The sequence below is a fragment of the Shewanella waksmanii genome (genome assembly GCF_043643685.1).
GTDB classification, from domain to species: Bacteria; Pseudomonadota; Gammaproteobacteria; order Enterobacterales; family Shewanellaceae; genus Shewanella; species Shewanella waksmanii_A.
Window position 1 is genome coordinate 131,257 of sequence record NZ_JBHZSN010000007.1, and the last position, 24,362, is coordinate 155,618.

At 44.4% G+C, this 24,362-nt stretch carries 21 protein-coding genes; 10 read left to right on the forward strand and 11 right to left on the reverse strand.

Annotated elements, in window-relative coordinates:
• Window positions 1-16 precede the first annotated feature (16 nt).
• The 6 genes from ACHUFW_RS12800 to ACHUFW_RS12825 all read left to right on the forward strand — a co-directional run bounded on the left by ACHUFW_RS12800 (window position 17) and on the right by ACHUFW_RS12825 (window position 5,956).
• The gene (locus tag ACHUFW_RS12800) at window positions 17-403 is read left to right on the forward strand and encodes a hypothetical protein (RefSeq protein WP_394203596.1); all 387 of its coding nucleotides are present in this window, start codon (window positions 17-19) and stop codon (window positions 401-403) included.
• Window positions 404-667: 264 nt separating this feature from the next.
• Window positions 668-1,357 carry an ABC transporter ATP-binding protein gene (locus ACHUFW_RS12805; RefSeq protein WP_394203598.1) on the forward strand — a complete coding sequence of 230 codons (690 nt, stop codon included), beginning with the start codon at window positions 668-670 and terminating at the stop codon, window positions 1,355-1,357.
• Entirely contained in the window at window positions 1,347-2,327 is a 981-nt protein-coding gene (locus ACHUFW_RS12810; RefSeq protein WP_394203600.1) for an HlyD family secretion protein, read from the forward strand. Before ACHUFW_RS12805 ends, ACHUFW_RS12810 begins: the two co-directional genes overlap by 11 nt.
• Window positions 2,317-3,498: an efflux RND transporter periplasmic adaptor subunit gene (locus ACHUFW_RS12815; protein WP_394203601.1), complete on the forward strand. Its 1,182-nt coding sequence runs from the start codon at window positions 2,317-2,319 to the stop codon at window positions 3,496-3,498. The genes ACHUFW_RS12810 and ACHUFW_RS12815 overlap by 11 nt, the downstream gene beginning before the upstream one ends.
• The gene (locus ACHUFW_RS12820; RefSeq protein ID WP_394203602.1) at window positions 3,495-4,703 is read left to right on the forward strand and encodes an efflux RND transporter periplasmic adaptor subunit; all 1,209 of its coding nucleotides are present in this window, start codon (window positions 3,495-3,497) and stop codon (window positions 4,701-4,703) included. Before ACHUFW_RS12815 ends, ACHUFW_RS12820 begins: the two co-directional genes overlap by 4 nt.
• Entirely contained in the window at window positions 4,700-5,956 is a 1,257-nt protein-coding gene (locus tag ACHUFW_RS12825; RefSeq protein ID WP_394203604.1) for an ABC transporter permease, read from the forward strand. Before ACHUFW_RS12820 ends, ACHUFW_RS12825 begins: the two co-directional genes overlap by 4 nt.
• A gap of 281 nt (window positions 5,957-6,237) precedes the next feature.
• Here the strand turns inward: ACHUFW_RS12825 and ACHUFW_RS12830 are convergent, their stop codons facing one another.
• Together ACHUFW_RS12830 and ACHUFW_RS12835 are read right to left on the reverse strand one after the other, a co-directional pair.
• Entirely contained in the window at window positions 6,238-6,435 is a 198-nt protein-coding gene (locus ACHUFW_RS12830) for a hypothetical protein (protein ID WP_394203605.1), read from the reverse strand.
• 252 nt (window positions 6,436-6,687) lie between these two features.
• Window positions 6,688-7,989, reverse strand: a complete 1,302-nt coding sequence (locus tag ACHUFW_RS12835; RefSeq protein ID WP_394203607.1) for an anaerobic C4-dicarboxylate transporter — start codon at window positions 7,987-7,989, stop codon at window positions 6,688-6,690.
• Between the two features lie 449 nt (window positions 7,990-8,438).
• On the opposite strand from ACHUFW_RS12835, the gene ACHUFW_RS12840 reads away from it, so the two are divergent.
• Window positions 8,439-11,261: an ExeM/NucH family extracellular endonuclease gene (locus ACHUFW_RS12840; RefSeq protein ID WP_394203608.1), complete on the forward strand. Its 2,823-nt coding sequence runs from the start codon at window positions 8,439-8,441 to the stop codon at window positions 11,259-11,261.
• A gap of 129 nt (window positions 11,262-11,390) precedes the next feature.
• Here ACHUFW_RS12840 and ACHUFW_RS12845 read toward each other — a convergent pair whose 3' ends face one another.
• Window positions 11,391-11,870 (reverse strand): hypothetical protein, encoded by a 480-nt coding sequence (locus ACHUFW_RS12845; protein ID WP_394203610.1) that lies wholly within the window; start codon window positions 11,868-11,870, stop codon window positions 11,391-11,393.
• 174 nt (window positions 11,871-12,044) lie between these two features.
• Here ACHUFW_RS12845 and ACHUFW_RS12850 point away from each other — a divergent pair, with 174 nt between their 5' ends.
• Complete coding sequence (locus ACHUFW_RS12850) at window positions 12,045-12,359, forward strand: cupin domain-containing protein (RefSeq protein WP_394203612.1); 315 nt, start codon at window positions 12,045-12,047, stop codon at window positions 12,357-12,359.
• Window positions 12,360-12,416: 57 nt separating this feature from the next.
• Here the strand turns inward: ACHUFW_RS12850 and ACHUFW_RS12855 are convergent, their stop codons facing one another.
• From ACHUFW_RS12855 to ACHUFW_RS12885, 7 genes are all read right to left on the reverse strand, one after another.
• Window positions 12,417-13,016: a hypothetical protein gene (locus ACHUFW_RS12855; RefSeq protein WP_394203614.1), complete on the reverse strand. Its 600-nt coding sequence runs from the start codon at window positions 13,014-13,016 to the stop codon at window positions 12,417-12,419.
• Window positions 13,017-13,133: 117 nt separating this feature from the next.
• A complete protein-coding gene (locus ACHUFW_RS12860; RefSeq protein ID WP_394203616.1) occupies window positions 13,134-13,490 on the reverse strand; it encodes a hypothetical protein in 357 nt (118 codons plus the stop codon).
• A 59-nt stretch (window positions 13,491-13,549) separates the two neighbouring features.
• Window positions 13,550-14,206: a hypothetical protein gene (locus ACHUFW_RS12865; protein ID WP_394203617.1), complete on the reverse strand. Its 657-nt coding sequence runs from the start codon at window positions 14,204-14,206 to the stop codon at window positions 13,550-13,552.
• A 245-nt stretch (window positions 14,207-14,451) separates the two neighbouring features.
• Complete coding sequence (locus ACHUFW_RS12870; RefSeq protein WP_394203619.1) at window positions 14,452-14,772, reverse strand: YdbL family probable chaperone protein; 321 nt, start codon at window positions 14,770-14,772, stop codon at window positions 14,452-14,454.
• A gap of 24 nt (window positions 14,773-14,796) precedes the next feature.
• Entirely contained in the window at window positions 14,797-14,979 is a 183-nt protein-coding gene (locus tag ACHUFW_RS12875; RefSeq protein WP_394203734.1) for a YnbE family lipoprotein, read from the reverse strand.
• A 123-nt stretch (window positions 14,980-15,102) separates the two neighbouring features.
• Window positions 15,103-18,558 carry an intermembrane phospholipid transport YdbH family protein gene (locus ACHUFW_RS12880; RefSeq protein ID WP_394203621.1) on the reverse strand — a complete coding sequence of 1,152 codons (3,456 nt, stop codon included), beginning with the start codon at window positions 18,556-18,558 and terminating at the stop codon, window positions 15,103-15,105.
• Between the two features lie 151 nt (window positions 18,559-18,709).
• Window positions 18,710-19,558 (reverse strand): D-hexose-6-phosphate mutarotase, encoded by an 849-nt coding sequence (locus ACHUFW_RS12885; protein ID WP_394203623.1) that lies wholly within the window; start codon window positions 19,556-19,558, stop codon window positions 18,710-18,712.
• Between the two features lie 238 nt (window positions 19,559-19,796).
• On the opposite strand from ACHUFW_RS12885, the gene ACHUFW_RS12890 reads away from it, so the two are divergent.
• Window positions 19,797-21,587: an acyl-CoA dehydrogenase C-terminal domain-containing protein gene (locus ACHUFW_RS12890; RefSeq protein WP_394203625.1), complete on the forward strand. Its 1,791-nt coding sequence runs from the start codon at window positions 19,797-19,799 to the stop codon at window positions 21,585-21,587.
• 90 nt (window positions 21,588-21,677) lie between these two features.
• A complete protein-coding gene (locus ACHUFW_RS12895) occupies window positions 21,678-23,636 on the forward strand; it encodes a methyl-accepting chemotaxis protein (RefSeq protein WP_394203627.1) in 1,959 nt (652 codons plus the stop codon).
• A gap of 10 nt (window positions 23,637-23,646) precedes the next feature.
• On the opposite strand, the gene ACHUFW_RS12900 is transcribed toward ACHUFW_RS12895, so the two are convergent.
• Window positions 23,647-24,249, reverse strand: a complete 603-nt coding sequence (locus ACHUFW_RS12900; RefSeq protein ID WP_394203629.1) for a DUF938 domain-containing protein — start codon at window positions 24,247-24,249, stop codon at window positions 23,647-23,649.
• Window positions 24,250-24,362: the final 113 nt, after the last annotated feature.

A 24,362-nucleotide genomic window follows, 5' to 3' on the forward strand; every position in this document is an offset into this window, starting at 1 on the left:
GTAAATTGAGGTCGATATGAATGTTTATTTTTTACTTGCATCAGTGGGTGCCGTTTTATTATTAGTTTGGCAGTTTACCGTGGGCCTAAAAAAAATCATTGCGCCACTTAAAGGAAGTGAGCTCGACCCTATAGCCAAAACATTGCTGCAATGTGGCTATCATTTTCAGTCTGTGATGTTGCTTTGTAGTGCCGCTGTTTTAGTGGCTTGTGGATTTGATGTGATTGCGTCTATGCAAGGCTTTGGTGTGGTTTTATTTATTGCAATGTTTTTTGGTATGTGCAGTATCTGGCAGCTTTATATTAGTTTTATTAGCGAAGTAAAGCAGCCATTTGTTAACGTCAATCATTGGCTACTATATGCCTTGATTTCGATATTCAGCCTTCTAGGCGCGCTGAATTAATATGCTAAATATTTGTTATGAAAATTAATTTTTGAATACAAATCGTCCAAAACTTATATTAAGCCTTGACTTATTCCCTCAGTTATTGAACTTTAGTACGGTTATTTTCTCCAATTCATTAAGTAGGTGAATGAGGATGATTGTGTCGCAATCATCCTTTGTTAAGTCATGCCTTCTCTTTAATGTCGTTAGCAAATAAATGGATTTTACCTCTGATTAAATCATCAGGCTTAATGGACTAATATTTTTGTAAAGCAAACTATTATGATCAATGTATCTCAGTTAACCAAAACCTATCAAATGGGTGACAATCAGGTGGCTGCCTTAACTGGCGTTGACTTTTCAATTTCCGCCAATGAATTTGTCGCGATTATGGGCCCGTCTGGCAGTGGCAAGTCAACCTTGATGAACATTATTGGTTGTTTAGACAAGCCAAGCAGCGGACAGTATCAATTGAATGGACAGGAAGTTGCCGATCTAGATGATGACGCTTTATCAGCGGTTCGCAATAAAGAGATTGGCTTTGTGTTTCAGAGTTTTCATTTATTGCCTAGATTGAGCGCCTTGCAAAATATATTGCTGCCTATGCGGTATAGCGATGCCCCGCAAAGCGCAGATGACTATGCACAATCTTTGTTAAAACGTGTTGGGTTGCATAGCCGGCAACATCATCGCCCCAACCAGTTATCAGGTGGTCAGCGTCAACGAGTAGCCATTGCCCGTTCACTCATTAACAAACCTGCTATTTTGTTGGCTGATGAGCCAACTGGTGCTTTAGACAGTAAAACCTCTGTTGAAATTATGGAGCTGTTTACCGAGCTTCATCAAGCAGGGCAAACCATTATCCTGGTTACCCATGAGGAAGAAGTCGCAGCTTACGCACAACGGGTTATTCGTATGCGTGATGGCGGCATTGTCGAAATTGAAACTCGAGGAGATAGCCATGCAGCTTAATTGGCGTACTTTGAGTTTTATGATGTTGTGCTGTTCAAATATGGTGTGGGCAGAAGCCAAACCTGAACCGTTATTGTTGACTGGTGCGATATCTTCCTCTGAATCTCAAACCTTTACGGTACCCAAAGCCGGCAATGCTTGGCGTTATCAAATTCAATGGATGTTGCCAGAGGGCGAAATTGCTGAGCAAGGACAACCTGTAGTTATTTTTGATAAAAGCCAGATAGCCAATCAAATTGAGCAACTAGAAGCCAGCTTATTAAGGGTGACAGCACAAGAGCAAAGTAACGCCATTGAGTTACGCTCAGCGGTATTGCAAGCAGAGTTTGATTTGAAGCAGCGCCGATTAGAAGTCGAGAAAGCTCAGCTTGACGCAGAAGTGCCTGCCGATTTCATCGCAGCAAAAGAGTATGCAGAAAACCAATTTAATTTGATGCAGGCAAACTCTGAATATGCCAAAGCCAAACAAGCTTTAGATGAAACGCTCGATAAGCAGCGTGCCACCGTTGCGCAATTGGCGATTGATAAAGACAAGGCGCAGCTAGAGTTAGATCAAGCGTTGGCCGGGCTAGAGCAATTGGAGCTTAAAGCTAATATCGAAGGGCCAGTGCTTTACGGCAGAGATCCATGGTCAAACAAAAAATATGGCGTGGGTGAAACTGTGCAAATAGGCCGGCAGATTGCCAGCATTCCAGCGCTACAACAATTGGAAGTGGTAGCTTGGGTCAATGAAGTTGATGTCGATAAAGTCAGCATTGAACAGGCGGTATCATTACGCTTAGATGCTCAAGCAGATCGGCAGTTTAATGGCGTGATCACCAATATTGGTCGTCAAGCTATCGCCCAACCCGCATGGGGCAAGAGCAAGTGGTTTAAGGTTGAAATAGATTTCTCATCGACTGAAGAGATCACTTTAATACCAGGGATGAGCGTAATGGTAGATACAGCGGGAGGCTTCAATGCCGAATAAACGTTATTTGCTTTCTGCCATACTGTTGACCGCACCTTTCTTTTTAGCTGGCTGTGATGGCCGTGCAGTCACCGAAGTGGAGCAGGGGATCCTTGCCCAGCAGATTGAAGTTACCGGCGAGTTAGTGTCGGCCGATACCGTTTCAATGATGCCGCCAGCTATGCGTCGTATGTGGCAGTATCAAGTAAAATATCTTGCCCCAGAGGGGAGTGAAGTCAAACAAGGCGATGTGGTTGCACGGCTTGATACTTCTGAGGTTAGCCAGCGCTTGTCGGTTAAATCTGCCAAGCTCGCGGCCACTAAGCAGGATATTGAAACCTCTAAATTGCGTAATGCTAAAAAGCTTGAAGAGTTGCGATTAGATCTCGCCGAAGCAAAGATGAACTTTGAAAAAGCGCAACGTAAGTTTGATTTGTCCGACGATACGGTTGCCGCTATTGAAAAGCAAAAGTATCAACGCGACGCTGAAATTGCAGCGGATAGAGTGAGGTTAACAGAGCAAAAGATAGAGTTAGAAATCAAAAGTGCTAAGCAAAGGCAAATGATGCTAAGTGGTGATCAGCAAAAGTTTGCCGCAGAAGTTGCCAATCTTGAACGCGGTATAGCATCATTGACCTTGAAGGCGCCACGGCCGGGAATGGTGGTGTATGGCAATGATTCGCAAGGTAATAAAATCAAAGAAGGCCAATCTGTTTATGTGGGGGATGCCGTTCTGAGCATTCCTGATTTATCGCACATGCAAGTGAATATGACGGTGCCGGAAGTGGAAGCAAAGCGCGTCAAGCTAGGTCAACGGATTAAAATCCGTCTGGATGCCAATCCAGAGCGAGTGTTCACTGGTGAAATTGTTGAACTAGGAGCCGTGTTTCGCCATAAAAATCAGGAAATTCCACTTGTCGTGTTCGATGCTGTTGCCAGTATCGACGAGCCTGATAGTGACTTAATGCGCCCTGGAATGACCGCCAAAATTGCTATCAATACTGCGAGTTCTGAAACAGTTAACCTGCTGCCGATTGAAGCAGTTCATTATGACGATGGGCGACCTTTTGTTTACACCGCAGGGTTGCTTTGGGGCCAAACTAAGCAGTCGATCACCTTAGGTGATGTGGGGATAGATCGAGTTGCCGTCTCATCTGGTCTGTCAGTTGGTGATGAGGTGTTATTACCATGATAAATAAGTTAAAAATATTGATTTTAGCTGCCGTTACTGTGTTAGTGAGCGCGTGCAGTGACAACAACTCAGACGGCGTATTGACTATGGTCGTTAACCGAGGGGATTTTAGTGTACAAATTCCTGCTCATGGCGAGCTAGAAGCGAGCAAAGCGACGGCAATTGTTGTGCCTGGTGGACTTCGTGGCCCTCAATCACTAGCGTGGATACAAGATAATTTTTCTCGGGTCAAAGCTGGTGATGTGGTCGCGCGGATGGACCCTACTCGCGAAAGTTATCGGTTACAAATGGAGCAGTTTGATTACGATCGTTTGGATCTTGATGGGTCAATGCAGACCCAAAAGGATAAAACGATCAGTAAAGAGCTATTAGCCGGTACTGAAGTGACCAGCCAAGAGCGTGATTTAGCAGAGCGGTTTTTTAGCGAAGATGAGCGGGTATATACCAAGATTGAAATCATCGAACAGATGCGTAATCAAGATTATCTTGACGCTAAATTGGACTTTTATGACTGGGGCTTAACGCAACATGGTTCTCAAGCTGCCGCGGAGTTAGAGTTGATCAAACTCAAGCAGCAAGGTTTGAATGCCAAAATTAGCCGATATCAAAACAATTTAAGTCAGATGGAAATTATCGCGCCGACTGATGGCTTGTTTGTTTACCAGGCGGGTTGGGACGGTACCTTTCCTGTGGTTGGTGACATGATGTTTTCTGGATTTACCATTGCCACACTGCCTGACACCCGACAAATGCAAGCTAAATTATTCGTATTGGAATCGGAAGCGGCAGGGTTGAGCCTCGGTAAAAAGGCAACTGTTTACTTAGATGCCTACCCGGATAAACCTTTTACTGGTGAAGTGGTACAGGTTGATGCCTTGGCTAAGCCACGGGAAAAGGATTCGCCGGTTAACTATTTTCAATTTACCGTACAGTTAGACGAAACGATAGAGTCATTGATGCAGCCAGGCAGACAAGTGAATGCGCAAGTGCATGCCTTGTCAAAGCAGGATGTGCTTACGATACCTAACCAAGCACTATTTCAAAAAGAAGGCCAGTATTGGGTCTATTTAAAAACCAGTAAAGGCTTTAGTAAACAACAAGTCACGCCAGGTAACCGCAGCCTCAATCGCACTGTTATCACACAGGGGTTAACGCAAGGTGATGTGATTGCTTTGACCACACCACCAAAAAGGAGCCGAGTATGAGCCGGCAAAACAAGTTCAATTTGTACTTTGATGGTGTAAAGCAAGCATTTGATGAAATGCGACATCATAAGTTACGTACAGCGCTAACTTTATTGGGGATGATTTTTGGTGTAGGTGCGGTAATTGCCATGCTCAGTGTGGGTGAGGGTGCTGAGCGTGAGGCCCTAAAGATGATTGAATCTATGGGGGTAAACAACCTAGTGGTGAATGCGCGCCCAGCGGATGGTGAAGTGTTAAAGTCTATTCGTGAGCACAGTGTTGGCCTCAGTTTGCGAGATGTACAAAGTGCCAACGAAACCTTGCCGTTTGTCACCAACTGGAGCGCAGAGAAGCAGGTTAATACCTTCTCGCTGTTTAGTACTGAAGGACGCAGTGATGCGGCAGTAAAAGGGGTTACGGCTAACTATTTTGCATTGAGCGCTTTCGCTTTAGATGATGGCCAAGCCTTTAGTGATGATGACAACGCCCATTTTCGCCAAGTCGCTGTGTTGGGTTCAGAAGCGGCCCGTAGTTTGTTTCCTCAAGGTAATGCTATAGGTAACACGATTAAGATCAATCATCAGTGGTTTACTGTAGTTGGGGTGTTATCGCAAGGCGAAGTCGGCAACTCAAAGATCCAAGGGGTTAAACTTGGTGGTGAACGCAATCAAGTCTTTATTCCTCTGGCGACGGCACTGAAAAAGATGAATTTCAAACCCCTAGAAGATGAGCTTGACGCATTTAAACTCGCGTTAGCTGAAGGGGTTGAACCTACATTGGCGGCTAAGAGTTTAAGGCACTTGCTGAATCGTCGACACGGTGGTGAAAAAGACTATGAAATCGTGGTGCCTGCTGATTTGCTGGCTCAACATCAAAAGACCCAGCAAATCTTTAATATTGTGATGGCGTGTGTTGCCGGCATCTCTTTATTAGTTGGGGGGATTGGTATCATGAACATTATGTTAGCCACCATTTTAGAGCGTACTGGCGAAATTGGTTTATTACGCGCATTAGGGGCAAGACGTAAAGACATTGCCAGACAGTTTCTGATAGAAAGCATCGCAATTTCTGCCACTGGTGGCCTGATTGGCATCCTAGTGGGATTATTACTGGCCGTTATCATCTCAACTGCGGCAGGTTGGCCAGTTGCATGGTCACCGTTTGCTATTGTATTAGCGCTAGCAGTTTGTATGACCATAGGGGTTGGTTTTGGTTTGTATCCTGCCAAGAAAGCTGCGCGACTTGATCCGATTGTGGCACTGCAACGGGATTAAGAGTGTAAAGCATCAGGTGTATAGCATCGGGCGTTTAGCAACACACTATACGCCCAATCTTCTTAGCCTGATATTATGCCGTAGTTGGAATAGAGTACATGGAATAGTTAGCTAGTTTTTTAGATTAAACTGGTATAAACGAAAAACCTTATCTAGCGCCAGTTTTGCTGGTTCTCGCCGCTAACTCTGCCTATCTAGCCTTAATTTATTGGCAATCTTCGATAATGCATAGGATAAGATGAATGCAAAGTAGCTGCATTTATTTCATCATCAAAAGCCACTTATTCATTTAGCAAAGCGGTTTCAATCACCACTGCTGGTAACTCATTTTGTGATTCTTGCTCGGTGTAAGTTGTTGTTTGATATGCTGACTCAACCTCTTCTGCCGGTTTTTCTTCGGCTTCAAAAAACGCGGAAACATCGGCAAAAGTTAGCCAAAAAGCGTAAGCGCAAATGGCATAGATGGTGAACCTAAACATTGTAGTGACTCTCAAAATATTAATCTGGGTAAGGCACTATATCGTGGTTTTTTCGGTTGCGATACTGCCAATATCTTGTCGAAACCCGCACTGTTAAAGGGTTTTTGACACTTAAGGCAATAGTCGTTGTTGTCAGCTAACTGCCAAATTTTTGAAAGGGTGAAAGTTGATGATGGTGCAGCCTGTTTGCTACGAAAAAGCGCCTTGAGTAGGCGCTTTTTCAATGAAGAGGTTAACTAGATTAATCGCGCTTTACAGTAGCAGTTCGCCGATAAAGAATCCTAATAAAACCGAGCTTGAGATGGTGACGATACCTGGTATGAAAAAGGGGTGATTAAATACCCAGCGGCCAATACGGGTTGAGCCAGTATCATCCATTTCAACCGCTGCTAATAGGGTTGGGTAGGTAGGGAGGACGAATAAGGCACTGACCGCCGCAAAAGAGGCAATCGCGGTTAATGGCGAAACGCCTATCGCAAGGGCGGCAGGCATTAACGCAGTGGTCGTTGCTCCTTGTGAATAGAGCAACATGGACGCGAAAAATAGCGTAACGGCTAATAGCCAAGGATATTGCGCTAATAAATCGCCACTAAACGCTTTAATTTCTTCTATGTGGTGAGAGACAAACGTATCACCTAACCATGCAACGCCCAACACGCAAACACAGGCGCTCATGCCTGAGCGAAAAGTGGCAGTATTGGTTATTTTTGAGGCATCAATCTTGGTGATGGTTACGATTAGACTTGCGGCAGCAAGCATGAATACCATGATCGCTTCATTGCGACTAAGACTTGGGTGTGCAATGAGCCCAACAGAGTCAGAAATGAGTGTTGCGTAGCCGATGACCGATAAAATGGCGGTGGCAAAGATCAGCGTGGCTGGTTTTGCGCTTGGTAAGATTTGTCTCGTTGTAGGGCCTTTAGTGGCGGTAAGTCCCTGAGACAGTCGTTGCTGATAGATGGGATCATCTTTGAGATCGCAACCGATAAAGTTAGCAACAAATGCACCTACCATACACGCGATAAAAGTTGCAGGGATACAGATAGCTAGTAAGGTTAAATAGCCGACTCCCATAGGCTCGAGCAAGCCTGAGAAAAATACTAGCGCTGCGGAAATGGGTGAAGCTGTGATGGCGACTTGAGAGGCTATCACCGCAATGCTTAATGGACGTGAAGGCCTGATGCCTTGCTCTTTTGCGACTTCAGCAATAACAGGTAGGGTGGAAAATGCTGTGTGGCCGGTACCTGCTAATAAGGTCATTAAGTAGGTCACAATAGGCGCATAGAAAGTAATACGCTTTGGATGCTTTCTTAAAAAACGTTCAGCGAGATCAACCAACCAGTCAAGTCCGCCTGCTAATTGCATTGCAGAAATTGCGGCAATCACAGACATGATGATTAGAATAACATCTACTGGAATATGTCCTGCATCAACCCCCAGTACCAAAGTCAGTACCAGCACTCCAGCACCACCAGCAAGACCAATGCCTATCCCGCCCATGCGCGCTCCTAAGTATATGAACGCTAAAACGATAAACAACTCAGCGACTAGCATGTCAGCCTCTTTACGGGTATCCCGCTAATAAATAGTTAAACAGTAGATGAAAGTGCTGCCTATTGCAGCGAACACTAATTTTACGCCTGTTTAGCGCACAATCGGCTTTGCTAATTCAGTTTTTGTGCAACTTGTGAGCTGTCGCGCATTGCTGCTAGTCGACCTGTGATCTAAAGCACGCCAGTTACCGAGCTTGAAACCTTAGTGGCACAATGATTATTAGGCCTATTTCGTGCAACTTTTGTAGGAGTTTTCTTCAAACAGGAAATCAACTAAATGACTGATGGATCAGTAAATTTAACTAGTCAAATGCACTATTTTGGATACAAGTGTAAGTAAAGTGTCACTTTGCTGGCTTATAGTCATGCTCAGCTTTGGATAGAAGCTTACGAAATTTGGGCATTTAGACCTAAATATCAAACAAAACTAGGATGTTATAAGGGGTTTCCATGTTATCTAAGTTGAGTGCTATTGCCGTCGCAATGGCGTCGATGACCCAAGCTTATGCTGGGGAGTTGTTAATTAGTGAGTATGTTGAAGGTAGCAGTAATAATAAGGCTGTCGAATTATACAATAACAGCGATCAAACACTGGATTTAAGTCAGTACCAATTAGCGTTTTACTTCAATGGTAGTGACCAAGCAGCAACAACCATTAATTTAATTGGCAATCTGGCGCCGCATGCTGTTTATGTGGTCGCTGATGATGACGCTAGTGCGGATATCAAAGCGCAAGCTGACCAACTCAGTGGTAGTAATTTCTTTAATGGCGATGATGCTATTGTGTTGTCGAAAGCGGGTACGGTTGTCGATAGCCTAGGTCAAGTTGGATTTGACCCAGGATCACAATGGGGGCAGGGAGAGCTATCGACGCGAGATAATACTTTACGTCGTCAAGTTGACCAATTAGTCGCAGATGTTAATCCTTCCGATGAAACCAACTTGTCCAATTGGCAGGGGTTTGCCCAAGATGATGTGGCAGATTTAGGCGCGTTTAATGCAGAAGAACCCACCGATCCGACAGACCCAACTGAACCCGCAGATATGGTATGTTCAACACCATTTACCGCCGTCAGTGCGATACAGGGCAGCGGCGCTTCAAGCCCGTTAGCTGGACAGCAGGTTGTTGTTGAAGGCATTGTTACTAGCAACAATGAAACCCACCTCAATGGCTTTTTTATACAAAGTGCTGACAATGAGACGGATGGTGATTCATCAACCTCAGAGGGTGTTTTTGTATATAGCCAAACGCCGTTAGCCTATCAAGTTGGTGATCGCATCAGACTGGCCACAACGGTAAAAGAATATAATGGACTGACAGAGCTTACAGATGTCACGGTACATCAACTATGTGAAGCCAATGTCACCCTACCAAGCCCTGCATCAGTGACTCTCCCTGTCGCTGAGCTTAGTGATTTTGAAGCCTTCGAAGGTATGTTGGTCAGCTTTACCCAGCCGCTTATCGTCAATGAGGTGTATAACTTAGGTCGTTATGGCGAACTATTACTGGGCAGTCAACGACATTACATCGGTACCCAAGTGGCGACACCTGGTGCAGATGCATTAGCGGTCACTGCGGCCAATGCCAAAGACAGCATCATTTTGGACGACGGATTAACTGCGCAAAATCCTGATCCTATTCGTTATCCAGCCCCAGAATTAAGTGCTAGCAATACTGTGCGCGTTGGTGATGCAGTGAGCAACTTCACCGCAGTGATGCACTATGGCTTTGATCAATATCGCTTAATGCCCATAGATACGGTCAATTTTGTACAAGCTAATCCTCGCAGTCTCACGCCTGAACTTGCTATGGGCGGCAACCTCAAAGTCGCTAGCTTCAATGTATTGAATTATTTCAACGGTGATGGGTTAGGCGGCGGCTTCCCAACCGACCGAGGCGCTGATACTGCAGCCGAGTTTGTTCGTCAACGCGACAAAATCATTAGTGCAATGGTGGCAATTGACGCTGACATTTATGGATTGATGGAAATAGAGAATGATGGATTTGACCAACTATCTGCAATCGCAGATTTAGTTAATGGGCTTAATCAAGCCTGGGGAGATAGTCGCTACAGCTTTGTTTCTGTTGATGGTAGCGGGATAGGTACAGATGCGATTGCTGTTGGGCTTATTTATCGAAGTGATAGATTGAGTGTAAATGGTGCTGCAAAGGTACTATCTAGTGCTAACTCACCAACAGATAACCTTGGCGCGCCATTGTTTAACGACAGTAAAAACCGTGCGATGTTGGCGCAGGCATTTACGCTAACCAATGAGCAGCAGGATGTAGTGGTAGCGGTTAATCACTTAAAATCTAAAGGCAGTGATTGTGATAGCTTAAATGATCCTAATTTGGGTGATGGTCAGGGTAACTGCAATGTAACCCGTACCCGCGCAGCACAAGCGATTGGTTTGTGGATGGCTGAGCACTACCCTGAGCAGGCGCAGTTAGTCTTAGGCGATCTCAATGCGTATGCGAAGGAAGATCCATTAGCTGCACTTGATAACGCAGGTTTTATTGAGCTAAATGGTTATTTGGCAAAACCTGCACCTTATAGTTATATCTTTAAAGGTGAAACGGGCCAGCTAGATTATGCTTTAGCGAATACGACCTTGCTGCCTAACGTGATTGATGTTGTGCAATGGCCAATTAACAGTGATGAGCCGAGAGTCCTTGACTATAACGAGGAATTTAAAACGCCAGCGCAGTTAACTGAGTTATATCAATCAGATGCTTACCGCTCGTCGGATCACGATCCGGTCATTGTTTCACTTCAGTTGCAAGCTCTGAATGTGCCACCTACAGCCGATTTTACCGCTGAGGTTCAAGGTTTATCGGTAACCTTGACGGCACAGGCCGATGATGTCGATGGACAAGTGGCGCAGATAACATGGCAGCTTGGTGATGGAAATACAGCGTCAGGTCAGATGGTGAACCACAGTTATTCTCAAGCCGGAAGTTATACCATTACCATGAGCGTCACCGATGATGATGGAGCGACGACGGTGACTGAACAGCTGGTGGTCGTGGAAGCGTCTACTGAACAGCCTCCAGTTGCGAGCTTCATGCACGTTAATTTCCGCTTTATGCAGTTGTTTTTGTCGACCAGTAGCGACCCTGATGGGGAAGTGGTACAGCAGTTATGGCAGCTTGATAACGGAAAAACTAGCCGTAATCGATTAATGATTAGTTACGGTCATAGTGCATCACAGGTAACATTAACGGTAACAGACAATGATGGTTTGCAAGATACGATAACCAAAGACCTGTAAGTTATCTGTTGTATTGTTAAAAAGGCCACTTAAAGTGGCCTTTTTAGTACCAATGACTAACATCTCTGCATCACCTCACCAATTGGCTATATGTAAGAGGCGACGTCAGAATTAATGGGATAGCTCAGACTAGCGCTTAGCCGTGGTTGATACAGACATTTCCGTTTCGTTTAGGTTACTTGACTGCGCTTGGCTTTGCTGTGAGTTAATATTTGCCTTGGTGAGATGTCTTACATCAATTGGGTCACCGTAAGGGTTAAAGGCAACTTCGACCGTGTCTCCTTCAGCGATGGATTCATTAATGTTAGGCAGTTTAATATTGATCACTCTGTTGTCTTCTAATCGAATCACCAATTCCGACACCATAGATAGTGTGCCTTCTTCAATGGCATCACCAATTAGACCACCAAAAATCCAGCCTGCTAACCTAACATCAGAATCAGCGGTAGCCAGGCCACTAAGATTACCGATAGCTTTACCTGTGCCAGTGTTATCGGCTTTGGTGATTTGGTTGGCTAGCACTTCACCTTTACGGTTTAAGGCTACGTCGCCGGACGCGCAGCCGACTAACGTCGTGATAGTTAATAAGACGGCAATAAAAGCTTTCATCGCTTCTCCTCAATGGTTATGTTGATGTTTTGGCTGAGGAGATTATCTATCTTATAGCTGCGATATATAAATTAAAAACTATTCGATTTTCGAATAGAATTGTTAGTTAATTGCAGGTAACAGTTTATTCAGAAAGGCCAATTATTTCAGGAAAACCGTTTTTTAAGGAAGAGGATGATGAATCTATTTGCAAATTTACCCACCGACCGAACGGTTGAACATTTTCAAGATATTGTCAGTCAAGGTAATGTCCGTATCGAGCGTATTGTCTCTTATGGTCAGCAGTCACCTGAGCAAGGTTGGTATGATCAAAGCCAACAAGAGTGGGTGATGGTGTTGCAAGGTCGGGGAATTGTAGTGTTTGACGATGGACGCGAGTTTGATTTAACTGCTGGCGATAGTCTGCTGGTGGCAGCGGGGCAGAAACACAAGGTCAGTTATACTGACCCTGCGCACGCAACTATCTGGTTAGCGGTGTTTTTTGATTGAGGCTAATTAACTTTTGATATTAAGGTTTTTAAAGGACGGCTTTGATATTTAAGTTGTTCAGTCTAGTAAAGGAGAGTTGGTCAATACAGTGTCTAAGTCATTTATTTGGGCTTCTAGCTGCACTTCATTCAGATGACCTTGTTGGTAGCTCACCTCTAATTGCAGAAGTTTAAAGGTGTTATCGAGTACTGTCAGGTACAGAGGCGCGTTGAAAGTGCGGCTTCGTTTTAGGTTAATTAAATTTTCATTAAGCTGATTCAAGCTAGTTCCAGATAAGTTTTTGCTAACAAGATTCTGCATTAAAAAAGTGTCTAGATACTCTGGATAAGGTGGCGGGTTTTTACTAAAGAAGTCAGGTCTTGCATCGTCATGTTTTGGCAGTTTATTGAAGTAGTCAATTAGTTTCTCACTGTAGTCATGACAGGTATCGATTGATGACATGGCTGATCGTAGCAGCTTGATGACATCCTGTTTTTCTTTTTGTTGCGCTTCGTAGTTGGTAATAGAGATGGCAATAAATACCCCAACAAGGGTCGCGATCAAGGTCAGGAAAAAATTAATACCAATACTATATCGCTCCATCGCTCCTTTTAATTGTGGGATAAAGGTCAAAGCGCCTACAGCACACAATGCAATAGTGATAATGGTATAGAACATGGCAATCCTTTAGCATGTTGAAAACGATGGGGCTTAAAATATTAAATTAGCTAAACCGAATTGGCAGGTAACATATCACCAACAATAAATAATTGCTCCTTTTAAGGTAACAATTGCTTATCTTTCAACCATATTGGCGTGAGGACAGCAGCGGTTGAGCTCGTTGACTAGCGGCCGAACTAGATGCGGTGAAACCCAAATATCCACCGCATTATTTGCTTGATTAAAAAGAGAGATGCAAGTTCCTCTGGCGGGGTTATTTGCAATTTGAATGCATTTGATATTGGCTGCGTTAATCGTTAGGCCGTTAAGTCGAAATAGTCGCTCAATTGTAAATCTACGTAGGGTTATTTGCGTGCCATTGACTTCTATGATTGCCTCGATATTTGATATGCGTAAAGCGATGAAACTGATAGCTGCGGGAACAACTATGCAAAGGCACAAGGTTAAACCAATAATGATAAAAACTTCCATATACAAATGTCTTTTAGTTAAATTTAGTCGCAGTTAGGACGTTGCAGTCTTGCATGTCGCTATACGGCGCTTTCGTTATCAGCTTGGGTTAAAAGAGATACCCCGAGCCAGATAAACCAAACAATTTGCGTGATACCAAAAATTTCGGTGAGGCTATCTTCAGGATATATGGTGGCAATACCTGCGAGCCCGACAATGACCCCGAGGTAATTTAGGCCTCGAGTAAACATTTTAGCTGTTAGCGCGGCTAAACTTATCAGCAGTACCCATAGGCCACCAACAAACTCATTTCCACCACCCAAGCTGTCGATAATGACAACAATCACCGTCCACATATCAAAGGCTTTTTCGGTAGACACACTCATAAGGTCAATGGCATGGGACAGTCCAATATGCGCTAACATACCACTGGCTATTACTAGCACCACCCAAACGGCACCGAAAAGGGAGCCCACTTTTACCATCGAACTATCTGTGACTTTGAGCTTTTCATATAAACCAACGACAAGAATCGCTAGCAGCACGCCAAATACGCCATACATCAGAAAGTATACAGATGAGAAAACCAGCTGATTCTCGGCTAAATAGGCCATTTTATCTGATGCTGTGCCTTCTGCGGGGTATGCCCAAAAAGCGCCAAAATACACAAAAGCGGCAATATAAATTAAGGCTTGAAAAATAGCTGAAATACCAGCACTTCTTTGAAGATTACTCATTATATCGGTTCCGATGTGTTGGAAATATCAATCCCTTGTTGGCGCAACAACCTAAGGTGCTTTATTGGGCTGATGCACTTAATTTAGCCAATGCTAACAAGCTAGCTTAAAAAGATCTTAGGTACAATAGCTTAGACAGACACTGAGACTATGGTGAGTTATCAAACCAAGTTTGATAGGTGTGTTAAGGCATACATGCAAAGCTTAGCCCCAGCAGCGCACTGGGGCACAAGTGCTAGTTTGGTTTACTTTTTAATCCACTTACCCGATGGGGTTTGAATATAGTGGCCTTTTTTCGATGCCTTGATGGCTTTTTCGGCAGCAAGCTTTGCTACATCTTGGGTTTTGATGCCGTTTTTGGTGGCGATTTTTTGGTATTGGGCTTTGCGTTTCGCATTAACACTTTTAATCAGTTGTTGTGCTTCAGGGCTCGACTTGACGATACCTAAATAACCATTGGTTTGTTCGCCAACAAAACCTTGGGTTTTGGCATCTTGTAGTGACATTGCCAATGCATTCGCACTAAACACCAAGCCAGCGATGAGTAATAAAAGGGTTCTATTCATTGCAATACTCCTATGGTGTGGTGGTTAGAATAGTTCGTCATTTGACAGTAAATCATCTAATTCTTTATCAACCTTGATTTTAATTTCATGTTCAATTTTGACGTTCAGGTTGATGACGATGGGTTTTTCAGGTGGCTCAATCTTAACTGTCGGTGTGCAGCCGCTGGATATTAACAGTGATGTTAATATGCCACCCAGTAAAGTTATTTTAGTTAGCTTATTCACAGCATTTTCCTTCTATTACGCAGTCTTGATTAGCTGCTTGCTGAGCTAGTTCGTCTCTTATATTAAGTCCAGTTTAACGATTTTAGATGACCATAAGCTGAACACTTAGTGTTGCATAGACTGTTCAATTTGAGTTTGCAGTTTATCGCCTATCTGTAAGCTTTTTAATAGTTGCAGCAGATTTTCTTGATGATGATAATTTAGATGTATAGGACGAGTTACGTCCGCAGCGCGACCTTTAACTGCTACATCCATGGTCGCATCACCGCTTGGTGCCATATCAAAACTGCTCGACAGCTCACTGTATTCTAGGTGAGTTAAGGTGGAAAACACAAAGTCCAAATAGGGTTGTGAACTGCGTAATTGCTCGACGGCCGGATTGTTGTTCAACATGATTAACCCACCTGGTGCCCGCGCAGCCAACTGTCCGCCTGTGACGGTAAACTTGCCGTCGATAATATCTACCGGCAGTACTCCATCAAAAATACCATCGGCGTAAAGCCCTGTAACGGGTTGCACCTCAAGGAGCTCTGATAACTGCAAACCTTGCAAGACCATGTAGGCATGGGAGTCTGTATTGTTATTGAGATTGAATCGAGGAATGAGTAATTGTCCACCAAGTAGCTCGCCAGAGGCCGTTAAATTAAGGCTGCTAGAACCAAGGATAGTGCGACGTTGGCCGTTATCAGTTAATAGAGGTTTATCGTTATCTAGTGGCATATTAATTAGCAAAGGGGATAAGTCAGCATCAATGTTTGCAATTAATTGCAGATCGCTTATCACGGTGCCAGGGTTAAACGCTAGGGCATTCAATTGAATGTCTTCGCAGTTTACCGTTGCGATGTTTTGTTGTTTCGCATAACGACTATTGCAGGTTAACTGCACTGACGCTTCTTCAAAGGGTAAATTAGCTAAGCTGCCATCAAGCTCTGAAAATGCCACCGTTAGCGCGGCATTGGCCTTTAATTCTGGCCCAAGTTGCAGCTGGTATTGACCATTTATGTAACTATTGCCGCTAATGATTAGTTGCGAGTCTAACTGCCACTGTGATGGTATCAGTGACATTAGCTGGGCTAACTGCGCATCATGGGACAAGGTACCTGATAGTTGCGTGCTAGTGTCTAGTTCTAGCTGGTGTTGGCTTGTAAATGCGAGAGAGTCGATTTGCCACTGCTCATAAGTGTCTATGTGCTTGGTGATAGCTTGACTATCTAGCCGCTGCGATAGATCAATCTCTTGTATATCAATTAAGGTTTGTCGTTTCGGCTTACGGGCTAGTAGGTCGGTTTTACCGACATTTAGTCCACCGACTTGGTAGTTAATTTGTTGATTGATGTGGTTGCGATCAAAATTTTTGATATCCCAACGTATTGGTTTTTCGCTGCTATTTTTAGCGTTTAGCCATTCAAGTGTTGCTTGATAGTGTACATCAGCTTGCTGCAGCTGAACCTCTGTTGCTAATACCTCAGTGTTTAACTCCCCAACAGTTAGAATCAAGGGTTCATTTTCGGTGGTTTGACTGAGACTTAAGGATTGTGAGCCAAGCATGACACGGCCGCTATTAATCGTCAGTTGGTGAGCTTGGCTGTGGGCTTGGCTTTTGTATTGGTTTTTGTACTGGATTTGGTCAGTGAGCAGCTGCGGGGCAAGTATCGATGTTTGCCACCCCTGTGGATTTGATTGCCATTTTAATTGCTCAATCAATAATTGGCTTTGCGCGCTGTTAAGCAGATTTGTGACAGCATCGACTTCTGCTTTTGCCTCAGCTTTAGCAAGTTGTGTGCTGTCAAAGGTAGCGCCGCTGATGTTAATTGATAGCGGCCCCCAAAGGGCTTGGTGATGTGGTTTGGCAATCATTGACTGCAAAACACCATAGTTTGCGCTGATTTCTTGCTCAGTGTCTGCAGCTTCAATGGACAAGGATGCCGCCTTAAAGAATGTTTGCGGTGAACGGCGCTGAGGCGACTGCATAGTTAACTGCGGCGCAGTAACAGATAATGACCAAGGCGTTTTTAGATGGGTAGTTAACTGCCTGTTTTGATGCTTATCTAATGATTTCGTGTTTGAGGTTGACGTATTCGCTTGTTGTGCTGGTTGTTTTCCTTCCTGTTGTAAATGCTTTTCTGTGTATAACAGGGGGAGATCGATTTGCGTTCTCGCGGCCATATGGCTTTTGAGCTCTGCAGCACTTAGCCACAGACTGGTGTCGTCAAACTGAGCGATTGGTAACGACGTTTGGAGACTGTTTATGCCTAATTGCCAGTCAATATCAATTTTCGTTTGGTTATCTGTGTTCGATTGCGGCGGTAATTGTGACGGTAATTGTGGCTGTAAAAATGTTTGGTTGCTTAACGGGATAACATTTGCAGTGGCTAAATGAAGCTCAATTTGGGTTTGTGGCCAAGATAAACTGGCTGACAAAGATATAGGGGCAAGCGCCATTGCATCTAATTGAAGTTTTACTGGGTCGCTATTGATTTCAAATGCAACGGTATCCGCTTTGGGCTCAGTTGTTTGTGCATGATGTGTGTCGTCTTTATGTTGACTTAATAATGCGACTATTGGTGCTCTCATTGCCTCTGGCAGGCTTGTTTTTACGTATTGCACAACCGCTTGTTTAGGAAAGTAGGCCGCAATTTGACTAGAGGGAACACTCAATGTGAGGGCGTTTAACGGTCCGTCGATGGAGAAATTCGCACTCTGCTCTGTTTGTTCAGCTTTAGCTGTTACGCGAGATTGTTTGGCTTGCACCTCAAATGGCAAAGGCTCAGCCCAAGATAGTGAAAATTGCTTAACTGAGTGATTGGATGACAAATGTGCCTTTGCCAATTCAAGCTCGGCTTGGCTAATTAAAGTGCCGTTAATATCAAAGCGTGTTTGAGTTGCAGTACGCAGTGGGTAAAGCTTTGATTGTGGGTTGCTTGCGCCAGGTAAACTCGCCAACTGTTCAATCAACATTTGGCTGGTTTGAAGGTTGATGCTTGAACGCATCTGCCAGCGTTGCTCAGCTAAAGACAGTGCCAAAGTAAATAGTGGCGACTTAGCAAATTGTGCGGCCATGCGCAGGTTTGCTTGCTCATCAAAGGTGAGGTAGTCAAAGGTCAGTGTATGTTCAGTATTGGGTAAGCTAAGGGTGATATCACCTACGGCTATTTGCGGGAGCTGGCCGATATCGAGCGCGGCAGATGGGCCTTGCTGGTCGATTTGATCGGTTTTTTGATTTAGCAGATTTTCGCTGAGCGCCACAGACAACGAGCCGATCGCGATATGATCTATCATCTTTGTTGAAACTGTCAGCCATGGGCTATGGCTTTTTCTGACGATATCAACATCATGAGCTTCGATAACTGTATCATTTACGGTAAGCGCGATGTGGTCAATATGCCAATGGTGTGGACTTGATAGCCTAAAACTAAGTTGATCAATGTGGGTATCAAAGGGGCGCAGCCAATTATTAGCCAAATCACGAGTGATGCTCTGATAATAGCGCGTCAATAAGGCTGCACTGACAACGATTAGGCTCAGCAGTATAAAAACGGCTAGGATACGGCGTTTATTCATCAATTAATTAGGTGTTTTAAGCGGTACGATGAATGATAAGTGCTTTGAGTGTAATCAACTGTAGGGATGAAAGGAAATTTAAATATTTAGGGCAAAGATTGCTAACGCTATGGTTAGGCAAATTAATGCCAACCATAGCGGGGTGAGCAGACTATTTTTGCCAAGCTATGGTTGTAATGAGTTCATGACTCTCACCTGGCGCCAGCGTGACTTTATCTTCCAATACATTAGCTGCCTCTAAGCAAACCATGGTTTTATAATCATCGGCGTTGAAACGAGATAGTCGCTGTGATTTTTCTATCCACGGGTTCCATAATACCGCGGAATGGCTGTTTTCTCTGCCAACTTCAATCACACCGTTAGGGGTGTGGAGAGTTTGCATCGGTGACAGTTGCGTATAAACACGGTCGGTTTCACGATCAAACAACACCTCATCGCTAGGCTGCGTGTATGGGCCTTGGCCAAATTCAATGTATTGCGAGTCGTTAAAACCTCTGGCTTTTAACTGCTGAATATCCGCTATGGGGAAATAAGTGTGCAGTGCTTGGGTTAAGCTCACAGGGTAGTCGGCATGGTTGGTGTTTTTTAGTGTGACTTTTAGGGTGTCACTTAGGTTAAACAGCATTTCTACCTTAGTGTCGTGAGGCCAGTAGAGCCTATCTTCATCGCTAATGGCTAGTGTGAAACGCAAGTCAACAGCGTCATTATTCATTACTACCGATTCCAATGACCACAGGCGTGTTCGAGCAAAACCATGTTGCGGCCAATCGGGTGTATCACTCATACCAAACCACGGCCAACAGACCGGAATACCGCCGCGAATACCATTACCCGCTTGATAGTCATCAGCTTCTGAAACCCAAAGTAGCGGTTGCTGACCAACGGGTTGGAAAAAATCTATCTGCGCACCTTGAAGAAAAATTCGTGCTTTACACAACGCTGTATCAATATCGACATACTCAAGCCCATTAGCGTGCTTTTTTGTCGTAACTGAACCCATGGGGTGCTCCTCATTCCTAAATACAGGCCCGAAGGCGGAATAATCATGCATCAAGCTTACTGATTTTTTCCCCAATAAATAAGGGCTTGTTGTGCTGATTTTTGGTTAACCTTGTTCTAAAAAGCAAACAAAGCAACATAATTGCTGTGTTTTTGTTCATACTTGGGTACAGTGGTCAGAGCACTGACCAAAGAAGTCAACAAATGCTGTGGCTTACATAATAACAAAGGAGTGGGGAATGCCGACTTACCAAGCACCGTTAAAAGACTATCAATTTATTCTTAATGAATTATTAACGATTTATGATAAGCCAGAATTGGCTGGGTTTGATGAAGTAGACAGTGAGTTGGTTGATGCCATATTGCAGGGCGTGGCGGATTTTACCACTGAAGTAATGCTACCTCTTAATGGTGTGGGCGATCTTCAAGGCTGCCAACTTGTCGATGGTGAAGTGATAACCCCAGAGGGCTTTAAGCAAGCCTACCAGCAATACGTTGACAATGGCTGGGCAACCTTAACGAGCGATCAAGACTATGGTGGTCAGGGATTACCTGAAGTTGTCGGCGTATTTGCCACAGAAATGAATACCTCCACTAATATGGCCTTTGCCATGTATCCAGGTTTGACTCATGGTGCTTATGCGGCAATTCATGCTCACGGTAGCGATCAGTTAAAAAATAAGTATTTAGAAAAGCTGGTGAGCGGTGAGTGGACAGGTACCATGAACCTGACAGAATCTCATGCGGGCACTGACTTAGCGCTATTGCGTGCCAAAGCACAACAGGTTGGTGATGACACTTACACCATTAGTGGTGAAAAGATATTTATCTCATCGGGCGATCATGATTTAGCAGAAAACATTATCCATTTAGTACTGGCAAGATTGCCAGATGCGCCTGCGGGTGTGAAAGGTATTTCGCTGTTTGCTGTGCCGAAATTCTTAGTTAACGATGATGGCAGCCTAGGTGCTCGCAATGGTGTGCAAACAGCAGCGCTAGAGCACAAAATGGGTATCCACGGAAACTCGACCTGTGTGATGGTTTTTGATGGCGCTATTGGAGAGCTTATCGGTGAGCCTCATCAGGGATTACGTGCCATGTTCACTATGATGAATGAAGCGCGATTAGGTGTTGCAGTTCAAGGATTGGGGGTATCAGAAATTGCATATCAGAACGCACTGACGTATGCCAAAGAACGCATTCAAGGGCGGGCATTGAGTGGCGCTCAAAACCCAGAACAAGCTGCTGATTCGATTTTAGTTCATGGTGACGTGCGCCGAATTTTGATGGCTCAAAAAACCTTAAATGAAGGCGCAAGGGCGTTACTTGGACAACAGGCATTATGGATTGATCAATCTCATCGACATCAAGATGCGGCGCAAGCATCCGCTGCGGCAAAGTTAGCAGCACTATTTACACCAGTAGTAAAAGGCTTTGTAACTGATCAAGGGTTTAAAGCGTGTGTTGATGCACAACAAGTTTTTGGTGGTCATGGCTACATTCATGAGTGGGGCATGGAGCAATTTGTTCGAGATAGCCGCATTGCGATGATCTATGAAGGCACCAATGGCGTGCAAGCGTTAGATTTGGTCGGTCGTAAATTGCTTGCTGATGGCGGTGCGGCGTTAACACTTTGGTCAGATCAGCTAAAACCTTTCTTGGCCGAGCAGATGGGAAATGATGCCATCAAGGAATATGTGGTTGCCTTAATGGATGCATCAACGGATTTAGAGAAAGCGACTCACTTTATAGTGGCCAATGCCCAGAAAAATCCCGATATTATTGGCGCGGCTTCAATGCCTTACTTGCAAATCTTTGGCATTACCGCACTGGCTTGGATGTGGTGCAGAATGGCGATGGTTGCTCAAGCCGCTATCGACAAAGGTGAGGGAGATATGCAGTTTTACAATAATAAACTGCGCGGTGCTAAGTTCTATATGCATTATTGGGCGGTGCAAACTCGAAGTTTACGTAAGCAGATTGAAGCCAGTAGCGAGCTATTAACTCAACTGAGCGAAACGGATTTCTAACCGCCAACAATTTATGTCAATTTAACGGAAATATCTATCGCAGTTATCGGGTCTATGTTATCGGAATGTAGACAAAGGATACTGCGATAGATGACCAATGCACTGCTTAAGATAGGGATATCCCTAGGAAATCGCCTTAATTTCAAACATAAATTTGTTGTACTTGCTTTAGTGACATTGACTCCCTTGTGTTTGGGAGCAATCTATTTAGTGAACCTCCAATACCAGCAGTTAATGGATGTGGATCGTGAACGCGCCGGTTTACAACGAATCATGGATATTAGTGCTATTGATGGCTGGCTTAGTAAGCAGCGCCAGCAAAGCGCGTTTCAACATCAACAGTTTCAAGCATTGATTAATCAACTTATAAGTGCTGCTGAGCAACAATACCGTGAAGAACCACAGCAATTGCGCCAATTGCAGACCCACTTTGATTTATTAAACACCGGAGCAGAAACCTTTTTCAGCGCCGATGCCGTTGCTGATCGGCTACTGGAAATCAAGGAAGATATTGGCGCCCAAAGTGGATTAACCTTAGATAAGCAAGCTGACGGTTTCTATTTGGCTCAGTTGTACGTTAAACAATACCCACAATTGCTGGATTACCAGTCTCGGTTGGCGGCTACCGCACAGGATATTTTACGAAATGGTTTTAATCCGCAAAATTATACCGACATTGTGGCGCTAAATAACCGCACCTTAGAGTTGTTGCTACTTAGCCAGAAAACTGTGCAAAGACTGCTTGATCTGCAAATTGCGACCATGCAAGCAGACCTAGACGCATTAGTGGATATGCAGCAGCGAACACAACAATTTATTGTTCAGATTGAGCAGCAGATAATCAATCCTGACAGCCCGCAAATTAGCCTTAACGCTTTTCAAGTGCAGCAGCGCACGATTAATAATATCCAACAGCAGGCGTGGCAACAGGTAGGGATACAATTGTCAGAAAATCTCACCGATCGGGTGGCTCAACAATCCCAAGTGATGGGGTTGTTACTGGTGATACTGCTATTGGTGGTGACGGCAAGTGTCTATTTTCTATTGAGTTTTTACTCTGCTATTGCCGCCCATGTGGCTAAAATCAAAGTCGCCATGGCCGCGATGGCTCAAGGTGATTTGAGTGCGTCTTTGCCGGTAGAAGGGCGCGATGAATTTGCGGTTATCGCCGACGCGTTCAATACCATGCAAACCAGTGTAAAAACCTTGATTGCTGAGGTTAAACTGTTAAGCAGTGAAGTGTTAGACGCCAGTCATGCAATGAATAATGTGACTGATGAAGTTGCAGAGACACTGAAAGCGCAGCGACTACAAACACAAGATGTCTCTATCGCAATAGAACAAGTGGTCACCTCGTTTGAACAGGTTGAGGGTAGTACCACTGATGCTACTAGTATCACCGATAATGCCCATGCAAATGTGGTTAATGGGCAGCAGGTTATTACGCAAACGGTGACCGGTATTAATCATATTGCTGATGAAGTGAGTAAAGGTGCTGAGGTCATACATCGCTTAGCCGATCATAGTTTGGAGATTGGCAAGGTGGTTGATGTGATTCGCTCGATAGCTGAGCAAACTAACCTGCTGTCACTTAATGCAGCAATTGAAGCTGCGCGTGCCGGAGAAGCGGGTCGTGGCTTTGCGGTTGTCGCTGACGAAGTAAGAACCTTAGCAAGTCGGACGCAAACCTCCACCTCAGAAATTCAGTCAATGATAGAGGCAGTTCAAGCTGGTGCTAGCGAAGCGGTGGTTGCCATGGATAACGGTGACAAGCAAGCAATACAAGGTGTTGAGCAAGCTAGTGCGGTCAGTGAGAGCATTAGCGGTTTGACCCAAAGTGTCAGTCAAATTGTCACCATCACAGAGCAGATCCGCAGTGCGGTCAGTGAACAACGCGCTGCAGCAGCGCAGATGAGTGATAAGACCCGCGCTATCGATAACGATGCACAAGCTGCACTGCAAACAGCACAAGGCGCCAGCGAGTTAGGCAGTCGCTTAGCGACCGATGCCCAGCAACTTGCGGCACAAATTGCTGGCTTTAAGCTCTAACAGAATGTGATTAGCGTGTCGCGATAAAATGCAATAAGCGATTATTCGCCGGCAGCGCAAAATCTTGCTGCAGTGTAAAACCTTGTTGCTCAGCAAGTGAGGTTATCCATTCAATATCTCTTATAGCACTTAACGGATCTCTGGCCAGCAACCATTGGTCAAAGTCGCGGTTGCTGTCACTGGTGTAACGACCTTGATAGTTAAATGGTCCGTAAATGACTAAGGATGCACCAGTTTGAGTGATACTACCTACGAGCGAGAAAAACTTTTCCACTAATGGCTTACTCATGATGTGCAAGGTATTAGCGCTGTATATTCCATCGAATTTTTGCTGAGTAATGGCGCTGTTTGGCGCCGCAACATCTAACGGCAAAGCTAACGGCAAGTTAGTTAATTTGGCCTGTTCAATACGACAATTAAGGTCGGCTAGGTACGCTGGTTGATCACTGCTTTGCCAAATTAGATGCGACAGGTTGTTAGCGAAAAAGCAGGCATGCTGACCGGTACCTGAGCCGATTTCCAAAATATGTTGTTTCTGGCTAAAAATACTAGCAAGTTGTTCATATATTGGTTGTTTATTGTTTTCACAGGCTTGAGAAAAGGGTAAATTCATAATGCGGTAGCATCCGTGATGAATGAGTGGCAATACTGTAACGTGAATGGCTAATACAAGAAAGCACTGTTACTCATTGTTCAATTAAGGTTGGCGTTAAGCCGAGAATAGCT